Source organism: Streptomyces griseorubiginosus, from assembly GCF_001514195.1.
Taxonomy (GTDB): Bacteria; Actinomycetota; Actinomycetes; order Streptomycetales; family Streptomycetaceae; genus Streptomyces; species Streptomyces griseorubiginosus.
In genome coordinates this window covers 388133-409803 of record NZ_KQ948736.1, presented here as the reverse complement: position 1 = coordinate 409803, position 21671 = coordinate 388133, and the positions used below count along the sequence as shown (strand labels likewise).

Here is a 21671-nt window from a genome sequence, read left to right as displayed (position 1 = left end):
CCTTCCCTGTCGTTTGGTGGACTTGGAAAACTCGCTGCGCGCACCTTCCGTCACGTTCCGGCCACCGATGCGCAGGATGAGAGGTCCCCCTCACTCATGGCTGACGTCAACCGGCGCAGATTCCTCCAACTCGCGGGCGCCACCACGGCCTTCAGCGCCCTGTCGAACAGCATCCAGCGCGCCGCCGCCCTCCCGGCCCACCACCGCACCGGGACCATCGAGGACGTCGAGCACGTCGTCGTCCTGATGCAGGAGAACCGCTCCTTCGACCACTACTTCGGCTCGCTCCGAGGCGTGCGCGGCTTCGGCGACCCGCGCCCGGTCACGCTGGACAGCAGCAAGTCCGTCTGGCACCAGACCGACCGGAACGGCAAGGAGATCCTGCCCTTCCGGCCCGAGGCGAACGACCTGGGCATGCAGTTCATCCAGGACCTGCCGCACGGCTGGAACGACGGACACGCCGCCTTCAACGGGGGCAAGTACGACAAATGGGTCCCGAACAAGGGGTCCACGACGATGGCGTACCTGACCCGCGAGGACATCCCCTTCCACTACGCCCTCGCCGACTCGTTCACCATCTGCGACGCCTACCACTGCTCGTTCATCGGCTCGACCGACCCGAACCGCTACTACATGTGGACGGGGTACACGGGCAACGACGGCCAGGGCGGCGGCCCGGTCCTCGGCAACGACGAGGCCGGCTACGGCTGGACGACCTACCCGGAGCGCCTGGAGAAGGCGGGCGTCTCCTGGAAGATCTACCAGGACGTCGGCGACGGCCTGGACGCCAACGGCAGTTGGGGCTGGATCCCGGACGCCTACCGGGGCAACTACGGCGACAACTCGCTGCTCTACTTCAACCAGTACCGGAACGCCAAGCCCGGCGACCCGCTGTACGACAAGGCCCGCACCGGCACCGACTACACCAAGGGCGAGGGCTACTTCGACCAGCTCAAGGCCGACGTCAAGGCCGGGAAGCTGCCCCAGGTCTCCTGGATCGTCGCCCCCGAGGCCTTCACCGAACACCCCAACTGGCCCGCGAACTACGGCGCCTGGTACGTCGCCCAGGTCCTGGACGCGCTCACCTCGGACCCCAAGGTCTGGGCGAAAACGGCCGTGTTCATCACCTACGACGAGAACGACGGCTTCTTCGACCACGTCGTCCCGGCCTACCCGGCGGGTTCCGCCGCGCAGGGCAAGTCCACGGTCGACCCGGCGCTCGACCTGTTCCAGGGCAGCGCGAGCCACCCGGCCGGCCCCTACGGCCTCGGCCAGCGCGTGCCCATGCTCGTCGTCTCGCCCTGGAGCAAGGGCGGTTACGTCTGCTCCGAGACGCTCGACCACACCTCGATCATCCGCTTCCTGGAGCGCCGCTTCGGCGTCCACGAGCCCAACATCTCGCCCTGGCGGCGGGCCGTGTGCGGCGACCTCACGGCGGCCTTCGACTTCTCCCGCAAGGACACCAAGCCGGTCGCCCTGCCGGACACCGACGGCTTCGAGCCGCCGGACCGCGAGCGCCACCCCGACTACGTACCGGTCCCGCCCGCGGTCGGCGCCCTGCCGAGGCAGGAACGCGGACTGCGTCCGGCCCGCCCGCTCAAGTACGCCCCGCACGTGGACGGTTCGGTCGACGCGAAGGGCGGCAGGTTCACGCTCGCCTTCGCCTCCGGAGCCAAGGCCGGCGCCGCCTTCCTGGTGACCTCCGGCAACCGCACCGACGGGCCCTGGAGTTACACCACCGAGGCCGGCAAGTCCGTCTCGGACACCTGGAACTCGGCGTACTCGAAGGGGTCGTACGACCTGACCGTGCACGGCCCCAACGGCTTCCTGCGCTCCTTCAAGGGGTCGAACAAGACCGCCGGGCCCGAGGTCACCGCCCGTCACAGCGGTGACGACATCGAGCTGACCTTCACCAACAGCGGCTCCGGACTGGTCCGCCTGAAGGTCGAGAGCGGCTACGGCGACCGGGTGCGGACGTTCACCGTGCGGCCCGGCACCACCGTCCGGCACACCTTCGGCCTCGCCAGGAGCCGCCGTTGGTACGACCTCACGGTGACGGCCGACGCGGACCCGGCGTTTCTCAGGCGATTCGCCGGACATGTCGAGAACGGGCGCCCCGGAGTGAGCGACCCGGCCGTCATCACCGGGTAAAGCCGCTGTACAAGCCGCCGAACAGGTGGCCGGATCGCGATGGTCCCGGGGTAATGTGCCCCGGTGACCACGCATTCGAACACACCTGCCGGTTGGTACCCCGATCCGCACGGAGCGCCCCAGACGCTCCGTTACTGGGACGGGGCGCAGTGGACCCAGCACACCAACGGCCAGCAGCAGGCGGCGGGCCAGGCCCAGGCCGTACAGGCCCCGCCGGCCCAGCAGGCGCCCCAGATACCGCAGCAGGCGGCCGGCCCCGACGCGCGCGTGCAGCGTCAGGTGCAGCAGCAGGCCGGGGTCACCGCGGGCGGTGCGGGCGGCGGCACGCTCTTCACCGAGCCGGTCCTGGTGGTGAACCAGAAGGCCAAGCTGATCGAGCTGACCAACGAGTACAAGGTCATGGACCAGCACGGTCACCAGATCGGCTCGGTCACCCAGGTCGGCCAGAGCGCGCTGCGGAAGATCGTGCGTTTCCTGTGGAGCATCGACCAGTTCATGAAGATCAGGCTGGAGATCCGGGACGCCCACGGGCAGCCGGTCCTGCTGCTGACCCGGCCGGGGAAGATCTTCAAGTCCCGGGTGATCGTGGAGCGTCCGGACGGTTCGCCGGTCGGTGAGATCGTCCAGCAGAACATGATCGGAAAGATCAACTTCGCGCTGATGGTGGATGGTCAGCAGGTCGGCGCGATCAAGGCGGAGAACTGGCGGGCGTGGAACTTCGCGATCGTCGACCACGCGGGGAACGAGGTGGCCCGGATCACGAAGACGTGGGAGGGGCTGGCCAAGACGATGTTCACGACCGCGGACAACTATGTCCTCCAGATCCACTACCAGTTGCCCGAGCCGCTGCTGAGTCTGGTGGTCGCCACGGCGCTGACCGTGGACACGGCGTTGAAGCAGGATGCTCGGGGCTTCGGCTGACCGGGCCCAGAGCGGTCAGAGCGGTGTGAGGTGCCCCGGTTCGGAAGGCCGGGGCACCTTCACGTCCCGCAGTGACGGTTCCAGTGCCAGGACCGCCGCCACCGGGTGGTCGTCGTGCACCTCGGCGGGAGCGACCCGGCTCAGCAGCACCACGCCCCACGAGGCCAGGCCCGCGCCCGCCAGCGCCAGCAGCACACCCGCCACTCCGCCGCGCAGGCCCTCGCCCAGCAGCGAGAGTCCGATGACCGCCGCGGCCAGCGGGTTGGCCAGGGTGACCACCGCGAGCGGGGCACCCAGACCGTCCCGGTAGGCCGTCTGGGAGAGCAGGAGACCGCCCGCCGCGAAGGCCGCGACGAGCAGGGCCACGCCGATCACCTGGACGCTGAGCAGGGATCCGGAGCGGTCCGTCGCGGCCACCGTGACGGTCTGGGTGAGCGCGGAGGCGACACCCGAGGCGACCCCGGACGCCGAGGCGTGCCGTACTCCGGGCCGGGCGCCCGGGCGGGCCAGCAGCCCGATGAGGGCCGCCGTCGCCCCCGCCACCGCGACCGCCTCGGTGGTGCTCAGCACCTTCCCGGGTGCGGAACCCGACGCCACCACCAGGATGGCCGCGAGCCCCGCCAGCGTGTACGCCGTGCCCCGCCACTCCGTCGCCGTGACCCGGCGCCCCGCGATCCGCGCGCCCAGCGGCACCGCGGCGACGAGCGTGAGCGCGCCGAGCGGCTGGACCACGGTCAGCGGGCCGTACTTGAGGGCCACCACGTGCAGCAGTGCGGCCGAGGCGTTGAGGGCGACGGACCCCCACCAGGCACCCGAGCCCAGCATCCGCAGCACACCCGAGCCGGGGTTGCGCGAGGCCAGGCGCTCCTGCGCGACCGCGGCGGCCGCGTAGGCGACGGAGGAGAGCAGGCTCAGGGCGACGGCGATCAGGGTGGCGTTCATCGGCCCGCTCCGACCAGGACGTTCTTCTTCTCGGACGCGGCCGGGGCGAGCTTCTCCCGCGCCCGTCCCGCCGTGCTCGCCGTGCGCTGCGGCGCGTGGAGGACCGCGAGGGCGATGCCGAGCAGCGCGGCCGCGACGATCGCGTCCAGCCAGTAGTGGTTCGCCGTGCCGACGATCACCGTCAGGGTCACCAGCGGGTGCAGCAGCCAGAGCCAGCGCCACCGCGAGCGGGTCGCCACGATCAGGCCGATCGCCACCATCAGCGCCCACCCGAAGTGCAGCGAGGGCATCGCCGCGAACTGGTTGGAGAGGGTGTCGGTCTGCGGCGGGCCGTACACGGAGGGGCCGTAGACCTTGGCGGTGTCGACCAGTCCGGCCGCCGCGAGCATCCGCGGCGGGGCCAGCGGGAAGACCAGGTGCAGCACCAGGGCGGCGCCGGTCAGCGAGGCGAGGACGCGCCGGGCCCAGACGTAGTGCGCGGGGCGCTTGAGGTACAGCCAGACCAGGAAGGCGACCGTGGCCGGGAAGTGGACGGTCGCGTAGTAGGTGTTGGCGATGTGCGCGAGGGTGTCGCCGTGCAGCAGCAGCGACTGCACCGAGCGCTCCGAGGGCAGGTGCAGGGCCCGCTCCCAGTCCCAGACGCGACCGGCGTTGCGGAAGGCCTCGGGGGTGTGCCCCGCGACCAGTTGCCGGCCGAACTTGTAGACGAGGAAGAGTCCTACGACGAGCAGGAGCTCACGGACGAGCGGCGGCCGCGCTGTCGCGCCCGGCTCTGCTTCTGAAGGCTCGGTGCGGGCATTCATCCCCCGGCCCTTTCGCTGACGGTGGTGCGGGTACTGGATCCGGACAGGGTGATGACTCGTCCCGATCCCCAAACTCATCGATACGACATCGTACCGATACGCCAGTGTACCGATACGGACGGGTACCGGTACACTGGCGTATCGATAGACGAACGACACACGGGAAACCGGGAATGAAACGCGCGGATCGCGCAGCAGGCCCGTCGACCCGTGAGTGAGGAGAAGGGCAGATGACGTCGCAGGCCGCGGACGGACCGGAGACGGTCGCCGCCTCGCGCCGCTCCAAGATCACGCCGGAGCGTGAGCAGGAGTTCTTCGACGCCGTGCTCGAACAGATCCGTGAATGCGGATACGACGCCGTGACCATGGAGGGCGTCGCCTCCAGCACGCGGTGCAGCAAGTCCACGCTCTACCGGCAGTGGAAGACCAAACCCCAGTTCGTGGTGGCCGCGCTGCGCTCCCGGCGCCAGGCGAAGTTCGACGGCATCGACACCGGATCGCTCGCCGAGGACCTGCGCGAGGCCGCCCGGGCGGCGGGCCGGTGGTCGACGCGCGACACCAAGCTCCTCCAGGCGCTCGGCCATGCGGCGACCCAGGACGCGGAACTCGCGCGGGCCCTGCGGGAAGCGCTGGTCGAACCGGAGATCGCCGCCCTGAGGCACCTCCTCCAGCGGGGCGTCGACCGGGGTGAGATCGTCGCCGGACACCCGGCGCTGGAGTATGTCCCGGTCCAGATGTTCGGCGTGATCCGCGCCCGGCCGGTCATCGACGGCGAGTACGCCGACCAGGACTACCTGGTCCGCTTCGTCGAGGCCGCCGTACTGCCGGCCCTCGGCCTGACCTGACCCAGGCCGCCGTCCACGGGATGACTGGACGGCGACCTGCTCGCGCCGCACCGTGGGGACGGGGGCGGCGCGCACCCCCCGGCCGGGTGGGGTTCCTCCCGAGCGGAGAGGAGCCCCACCCGGCCGTCCCGGCTTCGGGGCCTGGGTCGTTTCGCCTTGTGGGACCCGGGCTGCTTCCGCTCCGGGGCCTCCGGCCGTTGCGGCTTTCGGGGCCCTGGCTGCTTTCGCCCCGGGCACCCCGGCCGCCTCGGCTTCGGAGCCCCGGCGTCACACGTTGCTGCCGCTGCCGCCGCCCGTGGACACCTTGATCCCCTTGGTGATGTCGTCGATCACACCCTGGCCCTCGCCGACGTCCACACCGAAGCGCACCACCACGATCTGCTGCGGGTTCGCCGGCGCGGGGAAGGCCAGCGACTGGACATAGCCGTCGGAGCCCTTGCTGGTGACCGCCTTCCAGCGGACGAGGTACCCCTTCTGTCCGGCCACGGTCACCGCCTTGGAGTCGAGCACGTCGTGCGAGGTGATCGAGCCGTAGGTCTTGCCGCCGTAGGACTGCTCGGCGTTCGCCTGGATGTCGGCCTTGGCGACCTGCTCGGCCGTGCTGCCCTTGCTGCCGAGCGCCAGGGCGGGCGCCGAGTAGGCACCGCCCTTCGTGCACGTCGCGGAGGTGTCGCCGGGGCAGGCGTAGGAGTCCTTCGAGGTGACGGACGCGCCGACCTGGATCTCCTGGCCGTACCAGCCGTCCGGGATGGGCAGGCTGATCCCGTCGACCAAGTCGGTCACCGAACCGCTCTCGATCCTCGGCGCCTCGGAGCCCTGCGGGGAGGGCGACGCGCCCCCCGAGCCGCCGTCGCCGCCGGAGCCGCCGTTGCCGCCGAAAGGCCCGCCCTGCCCGTTCTGGCCACCGTTCCCGCCGAAGGGCCCGCCCTGGCCGCCTCCCGGTCCCTGCGAGTTGGCGGTGTCCTTGCTTCCGCCGCCGTTGTCGGTCAGCGCGTACACGCCGATGCCTATGCACGAGAGGACCACGACCGCCGCCACCACCGCCACCGCTATGCCCACCGGGCCGCGCCGCTTGGTGGTCGGCGGCTGTGCGGGATACGCCGGGTACGCCGGATAGGCCCCGTACTCCCCGGGGCTCGCGACCTGCTCCGGGGGACCCCATGCGGCGGCCGATCCGGTGGGACGGGTCTGCTCCGTCCACGCCCTGCCGTCCCACCAGCGCTCGGTGGCGGGACCGTCACTTGTCTGCCCGGGGTCGGGGTACCACCCGGGGGGAGTCTCCTGCGTCATGCCCCCACCGTATGAGCACTCGGTGAAAGGGGGATGAGAGGGGTCCGGTCCGTTCCGGCCGAGATTTCCGCGCACGTCGGGCCACCGCTTCGGCACGCGCGCGTGCGGGGCGCCCCCATGCGCCCCGCGATGATCGTCGCGAAGGAGCCACGCACAACCGGACCGGCCACTGCCGAGGCTGTCAGCCCCGACTGCCGACGCTTTCGCCCCCCGCCGTCGAGGCTTCCACCTTCCGCTGCCAGAACGACAACTGACCGATGGTCAGGTTTGTCGACGGCTGGTCACGGGCAGGGTGCGTCGCCTGCGCGTACCCCAGATCACCCGTCACGGCAACAGGTACCGCGACCGCCCTCCGCTTCCGCACCCGTACGGCTACGCTCGAGATCTGTACGTCGTCCGGGCGACTTGGGGAGGTAGCGGGATGACGGAGGTACGGCCCACTGCGGCCGCCCCGGCCTCGCTGTGGGAGCGCGACGAGGAGCTCACCGCCGTCGAACGCGCGGTCGACGCTCTGCGCGAGGACCATGCGTCCGCGGGGAGCGTGCTGATGATCCGCGGCGAGGCGGGCTTCGGCAAGACCGCCCTGCTGGCCGAGACCCGCAGGATCGCCGAGGCCCGCGGCTGCACCGTCTGGTCGGCCCGCGGCGGCGAGACCCTCAGGTCCGTCCCCTTCAACGTCGTCCGCCAACTGCTCCAGCCCGCCCTCCTGTCGCTGATGCCCGAGGAGGCCCGCGAGTACCTCGGCGACTGGTACGACATCGCCGGCCCCGCCCTCGGCATCGCGGACCCGGGGGAGCGGCAGGCCGACCCGCAGGGCGTGTGCGACGGACTGGTCGCCGCGGTGCGCCGGCTGGCCCGCCGGGACTGGCCGCTGGTGCTGACGATCGACGACGCCCACTGGGCCGACCAGGAGACCCTGCGCTGGCTCGCCGCCTTCGCCGAGCGCCTCGACGACCTGTCCGTGCTGGTCGTGGTGGCCCGCCGCCCCGGTGACGCCACCGGCGAGCGGGCCCGCCTCCTGGACGCGGTCGCCGCCACCGCGGGCCGCCCCGTCACCAGCCTCAGCGCCCTCACCCCGTCGGGCGCCGAGGGCCTCACCCGCGCCACCCTCGGCGACCACGCCGACGCCCCGTTCTGCCGCGAGGTCTGGGCCGTCACCGGCGGCAACCCGTACGAGACCGTCGAACTCCTCGCCAAGGTCCGGGACAGCGGGATGGAGCCGAGCGAGGACTCGGCGAGCGAACTGCGCGAGCTGAACCGCTCGGCCCGCGGCGGCGGACTCGTCGCCCGCCTGGAGGAACTCGGCATCGACGCCACCCGGTTCGCCTGGGCCGCCGCGATCCTCGGCACCGACATCTCCGTCGGTCTGGCGGCCCGGCTCGCCACCCTGAGTCCGCAGAAGGCGGCACTCTGCGCCGAACTGCTGCGCAACGCCCGCATCCTCACCGGCGTCCAGGGCGAGGCCGGCGAGCTGGAGTTCGTCCACCCGCTGATCGCCACCGCCGTCTACGACTCCATCCCCGACGCCCTGCGCACCGCCTGCACGGCATCGCCGCACAGCTCGTCACCGATTCCGGGCACGGCGCCGCGGCCGCCTCCCGGCATCTCCTCCAGGTCCACCCGGACGACGACGAGGAACTCGTCGAGCAGCTGCGCGAGGCCGCCCGCGAACACCTCGCCGTCGGCGCCCCGGACGCGGCCCGGCGCTGCCTGGAGCGGGCGCTGCTGGAACCCCCGCCGCCCGAGGTCCACGCGAGCGTGCTCTACGAACTCGGCTGCGCCACCCTCCTGACCGCCCCGGCCAAGACCATCGGCCACCTCCAGACCGCGCTCGCCATGCCCGGCCTGGAGGGCTCCGCCCGGGTCGACGCCGTCATCCGGCTCTCCCAGGCCCTCATGCACAACAACCAGCTGGAGGAGGCCGTCCGCACCGTCGAGGCGGAGGCCGCCCGGCACGAGGAGGGCCCGGCCCGGCTCCGTCTCCAGGCCGTGCAGTACACCTGGGAGAGCCTCTACCCCGGCGAGACCACCTTCCCGGGCCGCTCCGAGCGCCTCGCCGCCCTCGCCGCCACCTGCACCGGCCGGGACAACGCGGAGCGCGCCCTGCTCATCCTGCGCGGCTTCGACGCGATGGCCCACGGCGAGAGCGCCGAGGAGATCGCCGAGATCTGCGACCGCGCCCTGGTCAACGGCCGCCTCGCGCCCGGACTCGGCTGGACCGACATCGAGTGGGGCCTCGAACTGCCGCTGATGCTGGCCAGCGCGTACGCCTTCACGGACCGGCTGGACCGGGCCGAGACCCTGTACTCCGACGCCCTGCGCACCTACGAGTCGGCCGGCTGGAGCGGCGGACACCTCGCGCTCGCCCACGCCTACGTCGGCCTCGGCCACCGCAGGCGAGGGCGGCTGCGGGAGGCGGAGACCTCTCTGCGCGAGTCACTGCGGCTCGCCGAGCGGGTCGGGCGCGGACTGCCCCTGTACTGGTCGGCGACCTGCAACCTCGTCGACACGCTGCTCGCGCGCGGACATGTGGAGGAGGCCTGGGCGATCGCCGAGCAGTACGGGTTCGCGCCGCCCTACCCCTCCACGATCGTGCTGCCCGATCCGCGGTCCGTGCGCGGGCGGCTGCTGCTGGCGGTCGGCCGGACCAAGGAAGCCGTCAACGAACTGGAGGCCGCGGAGAAGGCGGCGGAGGTGCGGGGGCACCACAACCCCGTCCTGGTGCCCTGGGCCGTCGACCTCGCCCGTGCTCTCGCCGTGGAGGATCCGGTGCGGGCGGCCCAACTGGTCAAGGAAATCCGCCGGCATGCCGAGCGGCTCGGTACGGACACGGCCATAGGTGAGGCGCTGAGGTGTGCGGCCGCGCTGGAGACGGGGCAGCGGGCGGTACGGCTTGCTGCGCAGGCTGTGGCGTATCTGGAGGCGTCGCCGTGTCAGTACGAGCATGCGGCGGCGCGGGTGGAGTACGGGATTCTGGCTCGGTCGGTGGCTGAGCTGAACCGTGGGGTGGCGTTGGCTCGGTCGTGTGGGGCGGACGGGTTGGTTGCGCAGGGGCGGGAGGTGCTGGAGACGGGGCGGGGGTTGCGGTGATGCCTGCGGGCCGGTGGGGGCTCGGCGCGCAGTTCCCCGCGCCCCTGGGGAGTTACGGTGCGACCAATTGATTCGTCAACGCCACCAGACGCTTCTGCACCTCCCTGTCGTACGTCGCCTCATGCGCCCGAGCCGGACTCGTCCCGTCGAAGTAGCCGCCCGACCCCACGTCCTCCGTAGCCGGCGTCAGCACCCCCGGCGCCCCGTCCGCCACCGTCGACCAGGGCGCCATGCCGCCCTCCCTGACCATCGCCGTGTCCATGAACGTGGCCGGGTGGAGGACGTTCACCGAGACTCCCGTGCCCTTCAACTCCTCGGCCAGGGCGAAGGTGTGGGCCGCCAGGGCGAACTTCGCGCGGCAGTAGGCGGCGAATCCGGCGTAGCCCCGGGTGAACCCGGGGTCGTCGAAGTCGAGTGGCTCCTGCCCCACCGAACCCACGTTGACGATCCGGGCCGGAGTGTTCGCCGTCAGGGTCGGCAGCAGGGCCCGGGTCAGCGCCACCGGTGCCAAGTAGTTCACCGCCAGCCGGAGTTCGTGGCCGTCGGCGCTGAGCTCCCGGCCCGCGCCCGGTGAACCGGCGCCCACACCCGCGTTGTTGATCAGCACGTCGAGTCCGGGGCGGGCCTCGGCGACCCGGGCGCCCAGGTCACGCACCTCGGCCAGGGAGGCCAGGTCGGCCACGAACCCCTCGGCCTCGCCCTCCAGCCGCAGCTCCGCCACCAGGCTCTCCGTACGGCCCCGGTCGCGGCCATGGGCGAGGACGACATGGCCGGCGCGGACCAGCTCGAAGGCGACGTAGCGGCCGAGACCCGAGGTGGCGCCGGTGATCAGAATGGTCGACATGCCCCCACAGTAGGTAGATCCCGGGGCCTCGTGCCTGCCCCTGCCGGTGTCACCCTTCCCCGCTCTCCTCCTCCGCCAGCACCCGCTGGGCCGTCGCGAACGCCGAGTTCGCTGCCGGAACCCCGCAGTACACGGCCGTCTGGAGCAGTACGGCCCCGATCTCGTCCGGCGTGAGCCCGTTGCGGCGGGCCGCGCGGACATGCATGGCCAGCTCGTCGTAGTGGCCGTGGGCGACCAGCGCGGTCAGTGTGATCATGCTGCGCTCGCGGCGGCTGAGCGTCGGGTCGGTCCAGATCTCGCCCCACGCGTAGCGCGAGATGAAGTCCTGGAAGCGGGCGGTGAAGGGCGTCTGGCGGGACTGCGCCCGGTCCACGTGGGTGTCCCCGAGGACCTCGCGCCGCACCTCCATGCCGCGCCGGGCGCCGCCGTCGAGGTGGGCCCGCAGGGCGGTGAGGACGGCCTCCGGGCACTGTGCCGGGGCCAGGTGGGAGGCGCCCGGCAGCTCGACGAGCGTGGCGCCCCGCACCGCGTCGGCGATCTCCCGCAGGTGGGGCGGCGGGGTCGCCGGGTCCTCGCGGCCCGCGATCAGCAGGGTCGGCGCGGAGATCCCGTCCAGCCGGTCGCTCAGGTCGAAGGCGGCCAGCGCGTCACAACAGGCGGCGTACGCCTGCGGGTCGGCCCCGGCATGGTCCCGCACGAGCACCGGATCGGTGAAGTCACCGGCAAACCAACGGGCGTCGGCGCTCTCCAGCAGCCACTCCAGGCCCTCCCGCCGGACCCGCTCGGCCCGCTCCTGCCACGGCTTGGCGCCGTTGAAGTGCGCGGAGGAACAGATGACCGCCAGCGACGCGATCCGCTCCGGGTGGTGCACGGCCAGATGCAGACCGACGGCACCGCCCAGCGACACCCCGGCGTACGCGAACCGCTCGATGCCGAGCGAGTCGGCGAGTTCCAGCACCAGGGCGGCTAGGTCGCCAACCGTGGCGCCGGGCCCGATCAGGTCGGCCGCCGAACCGCCGTGCCCGGGCAGGTCCCAGCGGACCACCCGGTGGGTGATGGACAGCTCGGGCGCCACCTTGTCCCACAGGGCGTACGACGTCCCGAGCGACGGCCCGAGCAGCAGCGGCGGCGCGGAAGCGGAGCCCTCGGCACGGTGGTTGAGGAGTTTCTCGGTCAACGTCGCTCCAGTGCGCGGTCGGTGAGGGCTCCGGCGGAGCCGGTGTAGCGGGCGGGGTCGGTGAGCTCCCCGAGGTCGACGTCCTTCAACTCAGGCTCCTGCGCGAGAAGTTCGCCCAGTGACCGGCCCTCGGCGTACGTCCTGCCGGCCAGCTCGGTCAGCAGCTCCTTGGCGCGGGCCCGGCCCAGCACGTCCGCCAGCTCGGCGGAGAGGCGCTCGGAGACGATCAGTCCGTGGGTGAGGTCCAGGTTTCGGCGCATGGCGTCCGCGTTCACCCGCAGTCCCTCGGTGAGTTCGGCGGCGTCCCGGGCGGCGCCGCCGACCAGGCGCAGCAGATCCCTCAGGGGCTCCCACTCGGCGTGCCAGGCCCCGGCCGGCCGCTCGTCCTCCGCGGCCATCGAGCCGTACAGCGTGGCCGCGAGCTGGGGAGCGCGCCGGGCGGCGGCCGCGATCAGTGTGGAGCGGACGGGGTTCGCCTTGTGCGGCATGGCCGAGGAACCGCCGCCGCTGCCCTCGGTGACTTCGGCGATCTCGGTGCGGCCCAGCACCAGCACGTCGGCGGCGATCTTGCCCAGGGCTCCGGCCGTGAAGGCCAGACACCCGGCGAGATCGGCGATGGGCGTGCGCAGGGTGTGCCAGGGCAGGAGGGGCGCCTCCAGGCCCAGTTCCCGGGCGAAGGCCGCCGCGAGGGCCGTCGGGTCCCCGGCTCCGTACGCGGTGAAGGCGGCCAACGTTCCTGCCGCACCCCCGAGTTGGGCAGGGAGACCGTCCCGTACCCCGAGGGCCCGGTCCCGCGCGTCCAGTACCAGCGAACGCCATCCGGCCGCCTTCAGCCCGAACGTCGTCGGCACGGCGTGCTGGGTCAGCGTCCGTCCGGGCATCGCGGTGTCGCGGTGTTCGCCGGCGAGCCTGGCCAGAGCACGCTGCACACGGTCCAGGTCCGCCAGGACCAGGTCGAGCGTGCGCGCGGCCACCAGCATCATCGCCGTGTCGAGGATGTCCTGGCTGGTCGCGCCCCGGTGCACGGACGGGCCGTACTCCTGGCCCACCGCCTTCGTGAGGTCGGCGACCAGGGGGATGACGGGGTTGCCGCCGGCCCGCGCACGGTCGGCGAGGGACCGTACGTCGAAGCGGTCCGCGCGGGCCGCCCCGGTCACCGCCTCGGCCGCCCCGGCCGGGGCGAGACCCAGCCGGGCCTGCACCCGGGTCAGCGCCGACTCCGCGTCCAGCAGCGCCTGGAGGAAGGCGCCGTCGGAGGTCGCGGAGGCGGCGGGGGAGTCCGCCCACCCGGGAGCGAGCAGACCGGTGTCCGGATCGGGAGAAGTCACTGGAACTCCAGGAAGACCGTCTCGCCTTCGCCCTGAAGGCGGATGTCGAAACGGTACGTCCCGTGACCGGTGTCGGCGGCGATCAGCGTGTCGCGGCGGTCCGCGTCCAGGTGGGAGAGCAGCGGGTCGGCGGCGAGGGCCGCCTCGTCGCCCGGCAGGTAGATCCGGGTGAACAGGTGCACCAGCAGACCGCGTGCGAAGACGCACACACTGAGGTGCGGGGCGCTCTGTCCGCGGGCGCCGGGGCGCAGGGTGCGCGCGTACCAGTGCCCGTTGGCGTCGGTCTGGATCCGGCCCCAGCCGGTGAACTCCACGCCGTTGCGCCCGAGGTAGCCGCCGGTCGCCGGGTCGCGCCGGATCGAACCGTCGGTCGTCGGCAGGTTGCCGTCCGGGTCCGGGCCCCACAGCTCCACGAACGCGTCCGGCAGCGGGTTGCCCTCGCCGTCGGTGATGTAGCCCTGGACGGTGATGGTGTCCGGGTGGCCGACGGGCGCGATGTCACCGCCGCCGGGGAAGGGCAGGGCGTACCCGTAGAAGGGGCCGACCGTGTGCGAGGGGGTGGGCAGCACGCTCTCGGGCGAGCTGGTGTCGATCTTCGTCATGGCAGGTCAGCGTCCTTCCTCGACCCAGGTGGCCTGCGGCCCGTCCAGCACGATGTCCCAGTGGTAGCCCATCGAGAACTCCGGTACGGACAGGCTGTGGTCGTAGGTGGCGACCAGCCGCTGCCGTGCCGCGTCGTCCGTCACCGACTGGATGATCGGGTCGTACGGGAAGAGCGGGTCGCTCGGGAAGTACATCTGGGTCACCAGGCGCTGGGTGAACGCGGTCCCGAACATGGAGAAGTGGATGTGGGCGGGGCGCCAGGCGTTGACGTGGTTGCGCCACGGGTAGGGGCCGGGCTGGATGGTGGTGAAGCGGTAGAAGCCGGTGTCGTCGGTGAGGGTGCGGCCGACGCCGGTGAAGTTCGGGTCCAGCGGGGCGTCGTGCTGCTCGCGCTGGTGGGCGTAGCGCCCGGCGGAGTTCGCCTGCCAGATCTCGATCAGCTGTCCGCGCACGGGCCGGCCGTCCCGGTCGAGCAGCCGCCCGGACACGGTGATGCGCTCGCCGACGGGCTCCCCGCGGTGGTGCCGGGTCAGGTCGTTGTCGATCTCGGTGATGTCCCGCTCCCCGAAGGCGGGGGAGTGCAGCTCCACCAGCTCGGGGTCCTTGGTCACGTCGATGGTGACCGGCGGCTGCTTCGGGTGGCGCAGCACCGAGGAGCGGTAGGGCGCGTAGTCGCGCCGCGGGTGATGCTCGACCGGCGCCCCGTCGGCGACCCGCTTCTCGTAGGCGGCGTGCTCGGCGGCGATTTCCTGGTCGATGTCGTGCTGGGTGAGAGTCATGGGATTCCTGCGTTCCGTTAACGTTCGAGGACGAGAGCGAGACCCTGGCCGACACCGATGCACAGGGTGGCGACACCGACTCCGCCGCCCCTGCGGGCGAGTTGGTGGGCGACCGTGCCGGCCAGCCGCGCGCCCGAGGCGCCGAGCGGATGCCCGAGCGCGATCGCGCCGCCCTGCGGGTTGAGGACCGCCGGGTCGAACTCGGGCCATTCGGCGACGCATCCCAGCACCTGGGCGGCGAACGCCTCGTTCAGCTCCAGGACCGACAGGTCGTCAAATCCCTTGCCCGCCTTGGCGAGCGCCCGGTTGACGGCCTCGACGGGGGCGAGGCCGAAGTAGTGCGGGTCCAGCGCGTTGACGCCGGTCGCGGAGATCCGGGCCAGCGGCTCGCGGCCGGTCGCGGCCAGGCCCTCGTCGTCCACCAGCAGCAGGGCGGCGGCGCCGTCGTTCAGCGGTGACGCGTTGCCCGCGGTCACCGTGCCCCCGTCCTTGCGGAACGAGGGCTTGAGCTTCGCCATCGCCTCCAGCGACGCGTCCGGCCGTACGCCTTCGTCGGCGCCGAAGACGACCGGCTCGCCCTTGCGCCGCGGGATGGACACCGGAGCCAGCTCGGCGTCGAACAGCCCCGCCGCCTGCGCCCGGGCCGCCTTCTGGTGCGAGGCCAGGGCGAACTCGTCCTGCTGCTCCCGGCTGATCTTGTGCTTGTCGGCGATCAGTTCGGCCGACTCGCCCAGCGGGATCGTCCACTGCGGCTCCATGGCCGGGTTGACCATGCGCCAGCCCAGCGTGGTCGAGTACAGCTCGGTGTGGGCGGCCGGGAACGGCTTGTCGGACTTGGGCAGCACGTAGGGTGCCCGGGTCATCGACTCCACACCGCCGGCGACGGCGATCGAGGCGTCCCCGACCGCGATGGCCCGGGCCGCCTGGATCACCGCCTCCAGGCCCGAGGCGCACAGGCGGTTGACGGTCACCCCCGGCACGGAGGTCGGCAGTCCGGCGAGCAGGGCGGCCATGCGGCCGACGTTGCGGTTCTCCTCGCCCGCCCCGTTGGCGTTGCCGAAGTAGACGTCCTCGATCCGGGACGGGTCCAAGTCGGGGGTGCGGGCCAGGAGTTCACGGATCGCGTGGGCGCCCAGGTCGTCCGGGCGCACCGAGGCGAGGCCTCCGTTGTAGCGGCCGAAGGGGGTGCGGACGGCGTCGACGATGTAGACGTTCTTCACTTCAGGTCCTCCGCGACACTCAGCTTGGCGTCGGTCTTGGCGGTGATCTCCTCGACGGTGACCCCGGGTGCCGTCTCGACGAGCACCAGACCGTCCTCGGTCACGTCCAGGACGCCGAGGTCGGTGATGATCCGGTCCACGCACGCCTTGCCGGTGAGCGGCAGCGCGCACTCGGTGAGGATCTTGGGCGAGCCGTCCTTGGCGGTGTGCGTCATCACCACGATGACCGTGCGGGCGCCGTGCACCAGGTCCATCGCCCCGCCGATCCCGGTGATCAGCTTGCCGGGGATGGCCCAGTTGGCCAGGTCGCCCCGCTCGGACACCTGCATGGCGCCGAGGACCGCCACGTCGATGTGCCCGCCCCGGATCATCGAGAAGGACAGCGCCGAGTCGAAGAAGGACGCCCCCGGCAGCACGGTGACGGTCTCCTTGCCCGCGTTGATCAGATCGGGGTCGACCTGGTCCTCGGTGGGGTAGGGGCCGGTGCCCAGGATGCCGTTCTCCGACTCCAGGATCACCTCGACGCCCTCGGGGAGGTAGTTCGGGATCAGTGTCGGCAGGCCGATGCCGAGGTTGACGTACTGGCCGTCCTGAAGCTCGCGTGCGGCTCGTGCGGCCATCTGCTGCCGGGTCCAGGCCATCAGTCGTTCACCGTGCCTCGTGCCGGAGCCGCGGAGACCGTCCGCTGCTCGATCTTCTTGTCCGTCGCCTGTTCCGGGGTCAGGGCCAGCACCCGCTGCACGAAGATCCCGGGCAGGTGCACCGCGTCCGGGTCGATCTCGCCGGGCTCCACGAGTTCCTCGACCTCGGCGATGGTCAGCTTGCCCGCCATCGCCGCGAGGGGGTTGAAGTTGCGGGTGGACTTGTTGAAGACCAGGTTGCCGTGCCGGTCCCCCTTCGCCGCCCGCACCAGGGCGAAGTCGGTGCGGATCCCGCGCTCCAGGACGTACTCGGTGCCGTCGAACTCCCGCACCTCCTTCGGCGGCGAGGCCAGCGCGACCCCGCCGGAGCCGTCGTAGCGCCACGGCAGCCCGCCGTCGGCGACCTGGGTGCCGACCCCGGCCGGGGTGAAGAACGCGGGGATGCCGGCGCCGCCCGCCCGCAGCCGCTCGGCGAGCGTGCCCTGCGGGATCATCTCGACCTCCAGCTCGCCGGCCAGGTACTGGCGGGCGAACTCCTTGTTGGCTCCGATGTAGGAACCGGTCACCCGGGCGATCCGCCCGGCCGCGAGCAGGACCGCCAGGCCCGACTCCATGGCCCCGCAGTTGTTCGAGACCACTGACAGCTCGGACACACCACGCTCGTACAGCGCCTGGATGAGCACGTTCGGCACACCGCTCAGACCGAAACCGCCCACCGCCAGCGACGCACCGCGGGGCACGTCGGCCACGGCCTCCCCGGCTGTGGCGACCACCTTGTCCATCCGCGCAGCCCCATCTCTTGACTTGCTCAGTGCACTGAGTATTTCGGCGAGGTTTCTCTTAAGCTGCCACTGTGGCAGCCTGGCGTCAAGGCTCGATATTCTTCAGTGCACCAACCAAAATCATCCTTTCCCGGCACCAGCCGATTCGTCCTCGGGAGCGCACATGGCCGCGGTGGACCTCACCACCCACCCCGGGCACCTCGCCCGGCGGCTCCAGCAGGCGCACTACCTGCTGTGGAACACGATGGTCTCCGAGGAGATCACCTCGCCGCAGTTCGCGGTCCTGAACGCGCTCGTCGCCGAACCGGGGCTCGACCAGCGCACGGTGGGGGAGCGGGTGGGCCTCGACCGCTCGACCATCGCCGAGGTCATCAGCCGGCTGGGCCGCCGCGGACTGCTCGACAAGGTCCGCGACCCCCAGGACGGCCGGCGCTTCCTGCTGCGCCTGACCGAGGAAGGGGTGCGCACCCACCGCAGGCTGACCGTGCGCACGGCCCGGATGAACCAGGTCTTCCTCGCCCCTCTCTCCGCCGACGAGCAGAGCCTGTTCTTCGAGCTGATCCGCCGGGTCTCGGACGCGGCCGAGGGGCTCCGCAACCCGGCGGAGCCGCTGGTCGGCCGGCCCTGAGCGCACGGCGGCCCCGGCTCAGGGCGCCTTCGCGAACACGACCCACACCTGGCCCTCGGCGAAGTTCACCGGTGAGCCGTCCTTCGTCGTGAACCGGGTGCCGTCCGTCGCCTTCGCCCGCTGCCAGTTCACGTCCCAGGCGCGCCCGTCGCGCAGCACCTTCGCCTTTCCCGAGCCGACCGTCACCGTGTACGGCGTGTTGTTGCCGAGGAAGTCGTGGAAGGCGGACTTGCGGACCTTCACGTACTGCACCACGACCGTCGCCGGGGCGAGCCGCTTCCCGTCGGTCATCACGTCCGGGGTGCCGTCCAGCGAGACCAGCCAGCGCCCCCGGCTCGCGGACCAGCTGAAGGTGAAGCGGGCGGCCGGGAAGCGGACCGTCTCCGAGGTGTCCTTCGTGCCGCCGGCGGGCGCGGGGCCGTAGCGGAACCCGGTGGTCAGCGCGTCCGGGCCCGGCGTGGTGGGCATCAGACGCTTCGGGCGCAGGTAGAGGTTGTGCGGGATGGCCCGGCCGGCGCCGCGGAAGTAGGCCTCGGACGCCTTCTCGGGGGTACGGGCGTCCAGCGGTGCCCGGTTGATCAGGGGCATCAGCTTGCCCTGCGCGCCGGAGAAGGCGAGCGTCGGGTCGTGGAACTGCCGCAGCAGCTCCAGGTCGGACTCGCGGGCGCTGCGTACCGGGCCGACGGCCTTAGGCAGCTTGGTCGCGTACACCGCCATGAGCCGACTGAGCCCGCCCTCGACCTGCTCGGCGTAGACGATGTCCGCGGAGTCGAGGCCGGTCTGCGGTCGCGCCGCCCGTACGTTGTCGATCTTCACGGCGAGCAGGGAGGGGGCCTGCCGGGTGGGCTCCGACGGGGTCGGCGTCGAGGGGCTCGGGGCCGAGGTGTCCAGGTGGCCCCGCCCGTCGTCGGACGGGACGCGGGGCTTGCCCTGATGCGTGCAGCCCGCGACGAACAGACCTGCCGCGGCCAGCAGGGCCGCCACCGTACGGGCGCGTCTCGCACGCGCCCCGGATCTGCTGCCCGCCGTGTCCGCCGTACCCATGTCATCCGCCGTCCCCGTCATGCCCACCGCTCCCGCCGCACGCGCCAGGCCCGCCATACGCACCCGCCTCGTGTCATTGATTGTGCGCTTATAAGTTCTTTGATGGCCATACCTGTCTGATCTTGATCGGGCGCACCCGGTAGGCCGATCAGCCCTCGATCGCGGTTCGGCGTCGGCGCCTCGGGTACCCGGGCGCCGACCCCAAGGACCGACACGCGCTGTACGAGGTGACGGAGGGAGTGCCGGGCGATGAAGGCTGTGACCTGGCAGGGCAAGCGGGACGTACGGGTGGAAGAGGTGCCCGATCCCCGGATCAAGGAACCGACGGACGCCGTCATCCGCATCACCTCGACCGGGTTGTGCGGCTCCGACCTGCATCTCTACGAAGTGCTCACCCCGTTCATGACACCGGGCGACATCCTCGGGCACGAACCCATGGGCATCGTCGAGGAGGTCGGCGCCGCGGTGCCCGACCTCGCGGCGGGCGACCGCGTCGTCGTGCCGTTCCAGATCGCCTGCGGCAACTGCTGGATGTGCATGACCGGGCTGCCGACCCAGTGCGAGACCACCCAGGTCACCAGCGAGGGCATGGGCGCCGCCCTGTTCGGCTACACCCGTCTGTACGGCGCCGTGCCGGGCGCCCAGGCCGAGTACCTGCGGGTCCCGCAGGCGCAGTTCGGGCCCATCAAGGTGCCCGAGGGGCCGCCGGACGACCGCTTCGTCTACCTCTCCGACGTGCTGCCGACCGCCTGGCAGGCCGTCGCCTACGCGGACGTCCCCGAGGGCGGCAGCGTGGCGGTGCTCGGACTCGGGCCCATCGGCGACATGGCCTGCCGGGTCGCCCAGGTGCGCGGCGCCGGGCGCGTCTTCGGCGTGGACCTGGTGACCGAGCGGCTGCGCAGGGCACGCGCGCGGGGCGTGGAGACGTACGACCTCCGGAGCTTCGACAGCGAGAAGGAGCTCGTCCAGGCCATCCGCGACGAGACCGACGGGCGCGGTCCCGACGCCGTGATCGACGCGGTCGGCACCGAGGCCCACGGCAGCGCGGCCGCCCGGCTGGCCCAGAACGCCTCGGCCCTGCTGCCGAGGAGGATCAGCGGGCCGTTCGCCGAGCGGTTCAGCATCGACCGGCTCGCCGCCCTGCACACCGCGATCGAGCTGGTGCGCCGCGGCGGCACCCTCTCCCTGACGGGCGTCTACGGCGGCATGGCCGACCCGCTGCCGATGCTCACCATGTTCGACAAGCAGATCCAGATCCGCATGGGCCAGGCCAACGTCCGGCGCTGGAGCGACGAGATCATCCCGTACCTGACCGACGAGGACCCGCTCGGCGTCGACGACTTCGCGACCCACCATGTGCCGCTGTCCGACGCCCCGCGCGCGTACGAGATGTTCCAGAAGAAGCAGGACGGCATGGTCAAGGTGCTGATGAAGCCCTGACGATCTGCCGACCTCCGCTGCCGGTCCCGGTCAGCGCAGGATGTCGACCAGGTCGTAGCGCACCGGCTCCTCCAGCTGCGCGTAGGTGCAGCTCTCGGGGGTCCGGTCGGGCCGCCAGCGGCGGAAACGCGCGGTGTGGCGGAAGCGTGCGCCGTTCTCCATGTGGTCGTACGCCACCTCCGCCACCCGCTCCGGCCTCAGCGGCACCCAGGACAGGTCCTTCTTGCCCGACCAGCGGCTCGGCGCCCCGGGCAGCCGGGCGCTCTCGTGGGCGGCCTCCTCGGCCCAGGCCGCCCACGGATGGCCGCTCGGGTCCGCCATCCGCAGCGGCTCCAGCTCGTCGATCAGCTCGGCGCGCCGCTTCATCGGGAAGGCCGCCGACACGCCCACGTGCTGGAGCGTGCCCCGGTCGTCGTGGAGCCCGAGCAGCAGGGAGCCGACGATCGGGCCGCTCTTGTGGAGCCGGTAGCCCGCCACCACCACGTCCGCGGTGCGCTCGTGCTTGATCTTGAACATGGCGCGCTCGTCCTGGAGGTAGCGCCCGGTGAGCGGCTTGGCGATGACCCCGTCCAGGCCCGCGCCCTCGTACTGCTCGAACCACTGCTGCGCCACGCCGATGTCGGTCGTCGCGGGGGCGAGGTGCACCGGCGCCGTGACCCCGGACAGGGCGGTCGTGAGCAGCTTCCTGCGCTCGGCCAGCGGCACGTCCAGCAGGGACTCGTCCTGGAGCGCCAGCAGGTCGAAGGCGACGAAGGAGGCCGGGGTCCGCTCGGCCAGCGTCCGCACCCGTGAGTCGGCCGGGTGGATCCGCTCGGTCAGCGCGTCGAAGTCGAGGCGGCCCTCCCGGGCGATCACGATCTCCCCGTCCATCACACAGCGCTCCGGCAACCGCTCCCGCAGGGCCTCCACCAGCTCGGGAAAGTACCTGGTCAGCGGCTTTCCGGTACGGCTGCCCAGCTCGACCTCGGCCCCGTCCCGGAACACGATCGCCCGGAACCCGTCCCACTTCGCCTCGTAGTGCATGTCCGGCGGGATCTTCGCCACCGACTTGGCGAGCATGGGCTTCACGGGGGGCATCACCGGCAGATCCATGGCTCCGATTCTGCTGGGAGGTGCCGTTTTTCGCCTGATATGCGCACCGTG

The 21671-nt window shown here is 72.0% G+C and carries 18 protein-coding genes and 1 pseudogene; 6 read left to right on the top strand and 13 right to left on the bottom strand.

Annotated elements, in window-relative coordinates; genetic code table 11:
• Nucleotides 1–96 precede the first annotated feature (96 nt).
• Both AQJ54_RS14520 and AQJ54_RS14515 read left to right on the top strand, forming a co-directional pair.
• Entirely contained in the window at nucleotides 97–2151 is a 2055-nt protein-coding gene (locus AQJ54_RS14520) for a phosphocholine-specific phospholipase C (RefSeq protein ID WP_062237624.1), read from the top strand.
• Nucleotides 2152–2214: 63 nt separating this feature from the next.
• Nucleotides 2215–3072, top strand: a complete 858-nt coding sequence (locus AQJ54_RS14515; RefSeq protein ID WP_062029127.1) for an LURP-one-related family protein — start codon at nucleotides 2215–2217, stop codon at nucleotides 3070–3072.
• 15 nt (nucleotides 3073–3087) lie between these two features.
• Here the strand turns inward: AQJ54_RS14515 and AQJ54_RS14510 are convergent, their stop codons facing one another.
• Together AQJ54_RS14510 and AQJ54_RS14505 are read right to left on the bottom strand one after the other, a co-directional pair.
• On the bottom strand, nucleotides 3088–4014 hold the full coding sequence (locus tag AQJ54_RS14510) for a DMT family protein (protein WP_062237621.1): 927 nt from the start codon (nucleotides 4012–4014) through the stop codon (nucleotides 3088–3090).
• Nucleotides 4011–4817, bottom strand: coding sequence for a phosphatase PAP2 family protein (locus AQJ54_RS14505; protein WP_062237620.1), 807 nt, complete (start codon nucleotides 4815–4817; stop codon nucleotides 4011–4013). Before AQJ54_RS14505 ends, AQJ54_RS14510 begins: the two co-directional genes overlap by 4 nt.
• A 230-nt stretch (nucleotides 4818–5047) precedes the next feature.
• On the opposite strand from AQJ54_RS14505, the gene AQJ54_RS14500 reads away from it, so the two are divergent.
• Complete coding sequence (locus tag AQJ54_RS14500; RefSeq protein ID WP_062029132.1) at nucleotides 5048–5662, top strand: TetR/AcrR family transcriptional regulator; 615 nt, start codon at nucleotides 5048–5050, stop codon at nucleotides 5660–5662.
• A 267-nt stretch (nucleotides 5663–5929) separates the two neighbouring features.
• On the opposite strand, the gene AQJ54_RS14495 is transcribed toward AQJ54_RS14500, so the two are convergent.
• On the bottom strand, nucleotides 5930–6952 hold the full coding sequence (locus tag AQJ54_RS14495; RefSeq protein ID WP_062237619.1) for a DUF2510 domain-containing protein: 1023 nt from the start codon (nucleotides 6950–6952) through the stop codon (nucleotides 5930–5932).
• A 421-nt stretch (nucleotides 6953–7373) separates the two neighbouring features.
• Between AQJ54_RS14495 and AQJ54_RS14490 the strand changes: the two are divergent.
• Nucleotides 7374–10042: pseudogene (locus AQJ54_RS14490) on the top strand (ATP-binding protein).
• A gap of 52 nt (nucleotides 10043–10094) precedes the next feature.
• Here the strand turns inward: AQJ54_RS14490 and AQJ54_RS14485 are convergent.
• Genes AQJ54_RS14485 through AQJ54_RS14450 form a run of 8 tightly spaced genes read right to left on the bottom strand, consistent with a single transcriptional unit; the run spans nucleotide 10095 to nucleotide 17416 of the window.
• Nucleotides 10095–10886 carry an SDR family NAD(P)-dependent oxidoreductase gene (locus AQJ54_RS14485; RefSeq protein ID WP_062237616.1) on the bottom strand — a complete coding sequence of 264 codons (792 nt, stop codon included), beginning with the start codon at nucleotides 10884–10886 and terminating at the stop codon, nucleotides 10095–10097.
• 49 nt (nucleotides 10887–10935) lie between these two features.
• Complete coding sequence (gene pcaDC / locus AQJ54_RS14480) at nucleotides 10936–12063, bottom strand: bifunctional 3-oxoadipate enol-lactonase/4-carboxymuconolactone decarboxylase PcaDC (RefSeq protein WP_062237614.1); 1128 nt, start codon at nucleotides 12061–12063, stop codon at nucleotides 10936–10938.
• Nucleotides 12060–13391, bottom strand: a complete 1332-nt coding sequence (gene pcaB, locus AQJ54_RS14475; protein WP_062237612.1) for a 3-carboxy-cis,cis-muconate cycloisomerase — start codon at nucleotides 13389–13391, stop codon at nucleotides 12060–12062. The genes pcaDC and pcaB overlap by 4 nt, the downstream gene beginning before the upstream one ends.
• The gene (gene pcaG, locus AQJ54_RS14470) at nucleotides 13388–13993 is read right to left on the bottom strand and encodes a protocatechuate 3,4-dioxygenase subunit alpha (protein WP_062237610.1); all 606 of its coding nucleotides are present in this window, start codon (nucleotides 13991–13993) and stop codon (nucleotides 13388–13390) included. Before pcaG ends, pcaB begins: the two co-directional genes overlap by 4 nt.
• A gap of 6 nt (nucleotides 13994–13999) precedes the next feature.
• Nucleotides 14000–14773 (bottom strand): protocatechuate 3,4-dioxygenase subunit beta, encoded by a 774-nt coding sequence (gene pcaH / locus AQJ54_RS14465; protein ID WP_062237608.1) that lies wholly within the window; start codon nucleotides 14771–14773, stop codon nucleotides 14000–14002.
• A gap of 17 nt (nucleotides 14774–14790) precedes the next feature.
• Nucleotides 14791–15993 carry a thiolase family protein gene (locus AQJ54_RS14460; protein WP_062029145.1) on the bottom strand — a complete coding sequence of 401 codons (1203 nt, stop codon included), beginning with the start codon at nucleotides 15991–15993 and terminating at the stop codon, nucleotides 14791–14793.
• Nucleotides 15990–16634, bottom strand: coding sequence for a CoA transferase subunit B (locus AQJ54_RS14455; protein WP_062029147.1), 645 nt, complete (start codon nucleotides 16632–16634; stop codon nucleotides 15990–15992). Before AQJ54_RS14455 ends, AQJ54_RS14460 begins: the two co-directional genes overlap by 4 nt.
• Nucleotides 16634–17416 (bottom strand): CoA transferase subunit A, encoded by a 783-nt coding sequence (locus AQJ54_RS14450; RefSeq protein ID WP_062237606.1) that lies wholly within the window; start codon nucleotides 17414–17416, stop codon nucleotides 16634–16636. The genes AQJ54_RS14455 and AQJ54_RS14450 overlap by 1 nt, the downstream gene beginning before the upstream one ends.
• A gap of 163 nt (nucleotides 17417–17579) precedes the next feature.
• On the opposite strand from AQJ54_RS14450, the gene AQJ54_RS14445 reads away from it, so the two are divergent.
• The gene (locus AQJ54_RS14445) at nucleotides 17580–18044 is read left to right on the top strand and encodes a MarR family winged helix-turn-helix transcriptional regulator (RefSeq protein ID WP_062029151.1); all 465 of its coding nucleotides are present in this window, start codon (nucleotides 17580–17582) and stop codon (nucleotides 18042–18044) included.
• A gap of 18 nt (nucleotides 18045–18062) precedes the next feature.
• Here AQJ54_RS14445 and AQJ54_RS14440 read toward each other — a convergent pair whose 3' ends face one another.
• On the bottom strand, nucleotides 18063–19088 hold the full coding sequence (locus AQJ54_RS14440; RefSeq protein ID WP_062029755.1) for a DUF3048 domain-containing protein: 1026 nt from the start codon (nucleotides 19086–19088) through the stop codon (nucleotides 18063–18065).
• Between the two features lie 249 nt (nucleotides 19089–19337).
• Between AQJ54_RS14440 and AQJ54_RS14435 the strand changes: the two genes are divergently transcribed.
• The gene (locus tag AQJ54_RS14435; protein WP_030315116.1) at nucleotides 19338–20528 is read left to right on the top strand and encodes a zinc-dependent alcohol dehydrogenase; all 1191 of its coding nucleotides are present in this window, start codon (nucleotides 19338–19340) and stop codon (nucleotides 20526–20528) included.
• Nucleotides 20529–20558: 30 nt separating this feature from the next.
• Here the strand turns inward: AQJ54_RS14435 and AQJ54_RS14430 are convergent, their stop codons facing one another.
• Nucleotides 20559–21620 carry an ATP-dependent DNA ligase gene (locus AQJ54_RS14430; protein ID WP_062237604.1) on the bottom strand — a complete coding sequence of 354 codons (1062 nt, stop codon included), beginning with the start codon at nucleotides 21618–21620 and terminating at the stop codon, nucleotides 20559–20561.
• Nucleotides 21621–21671 lie beyond the last annotated feature (51 nt).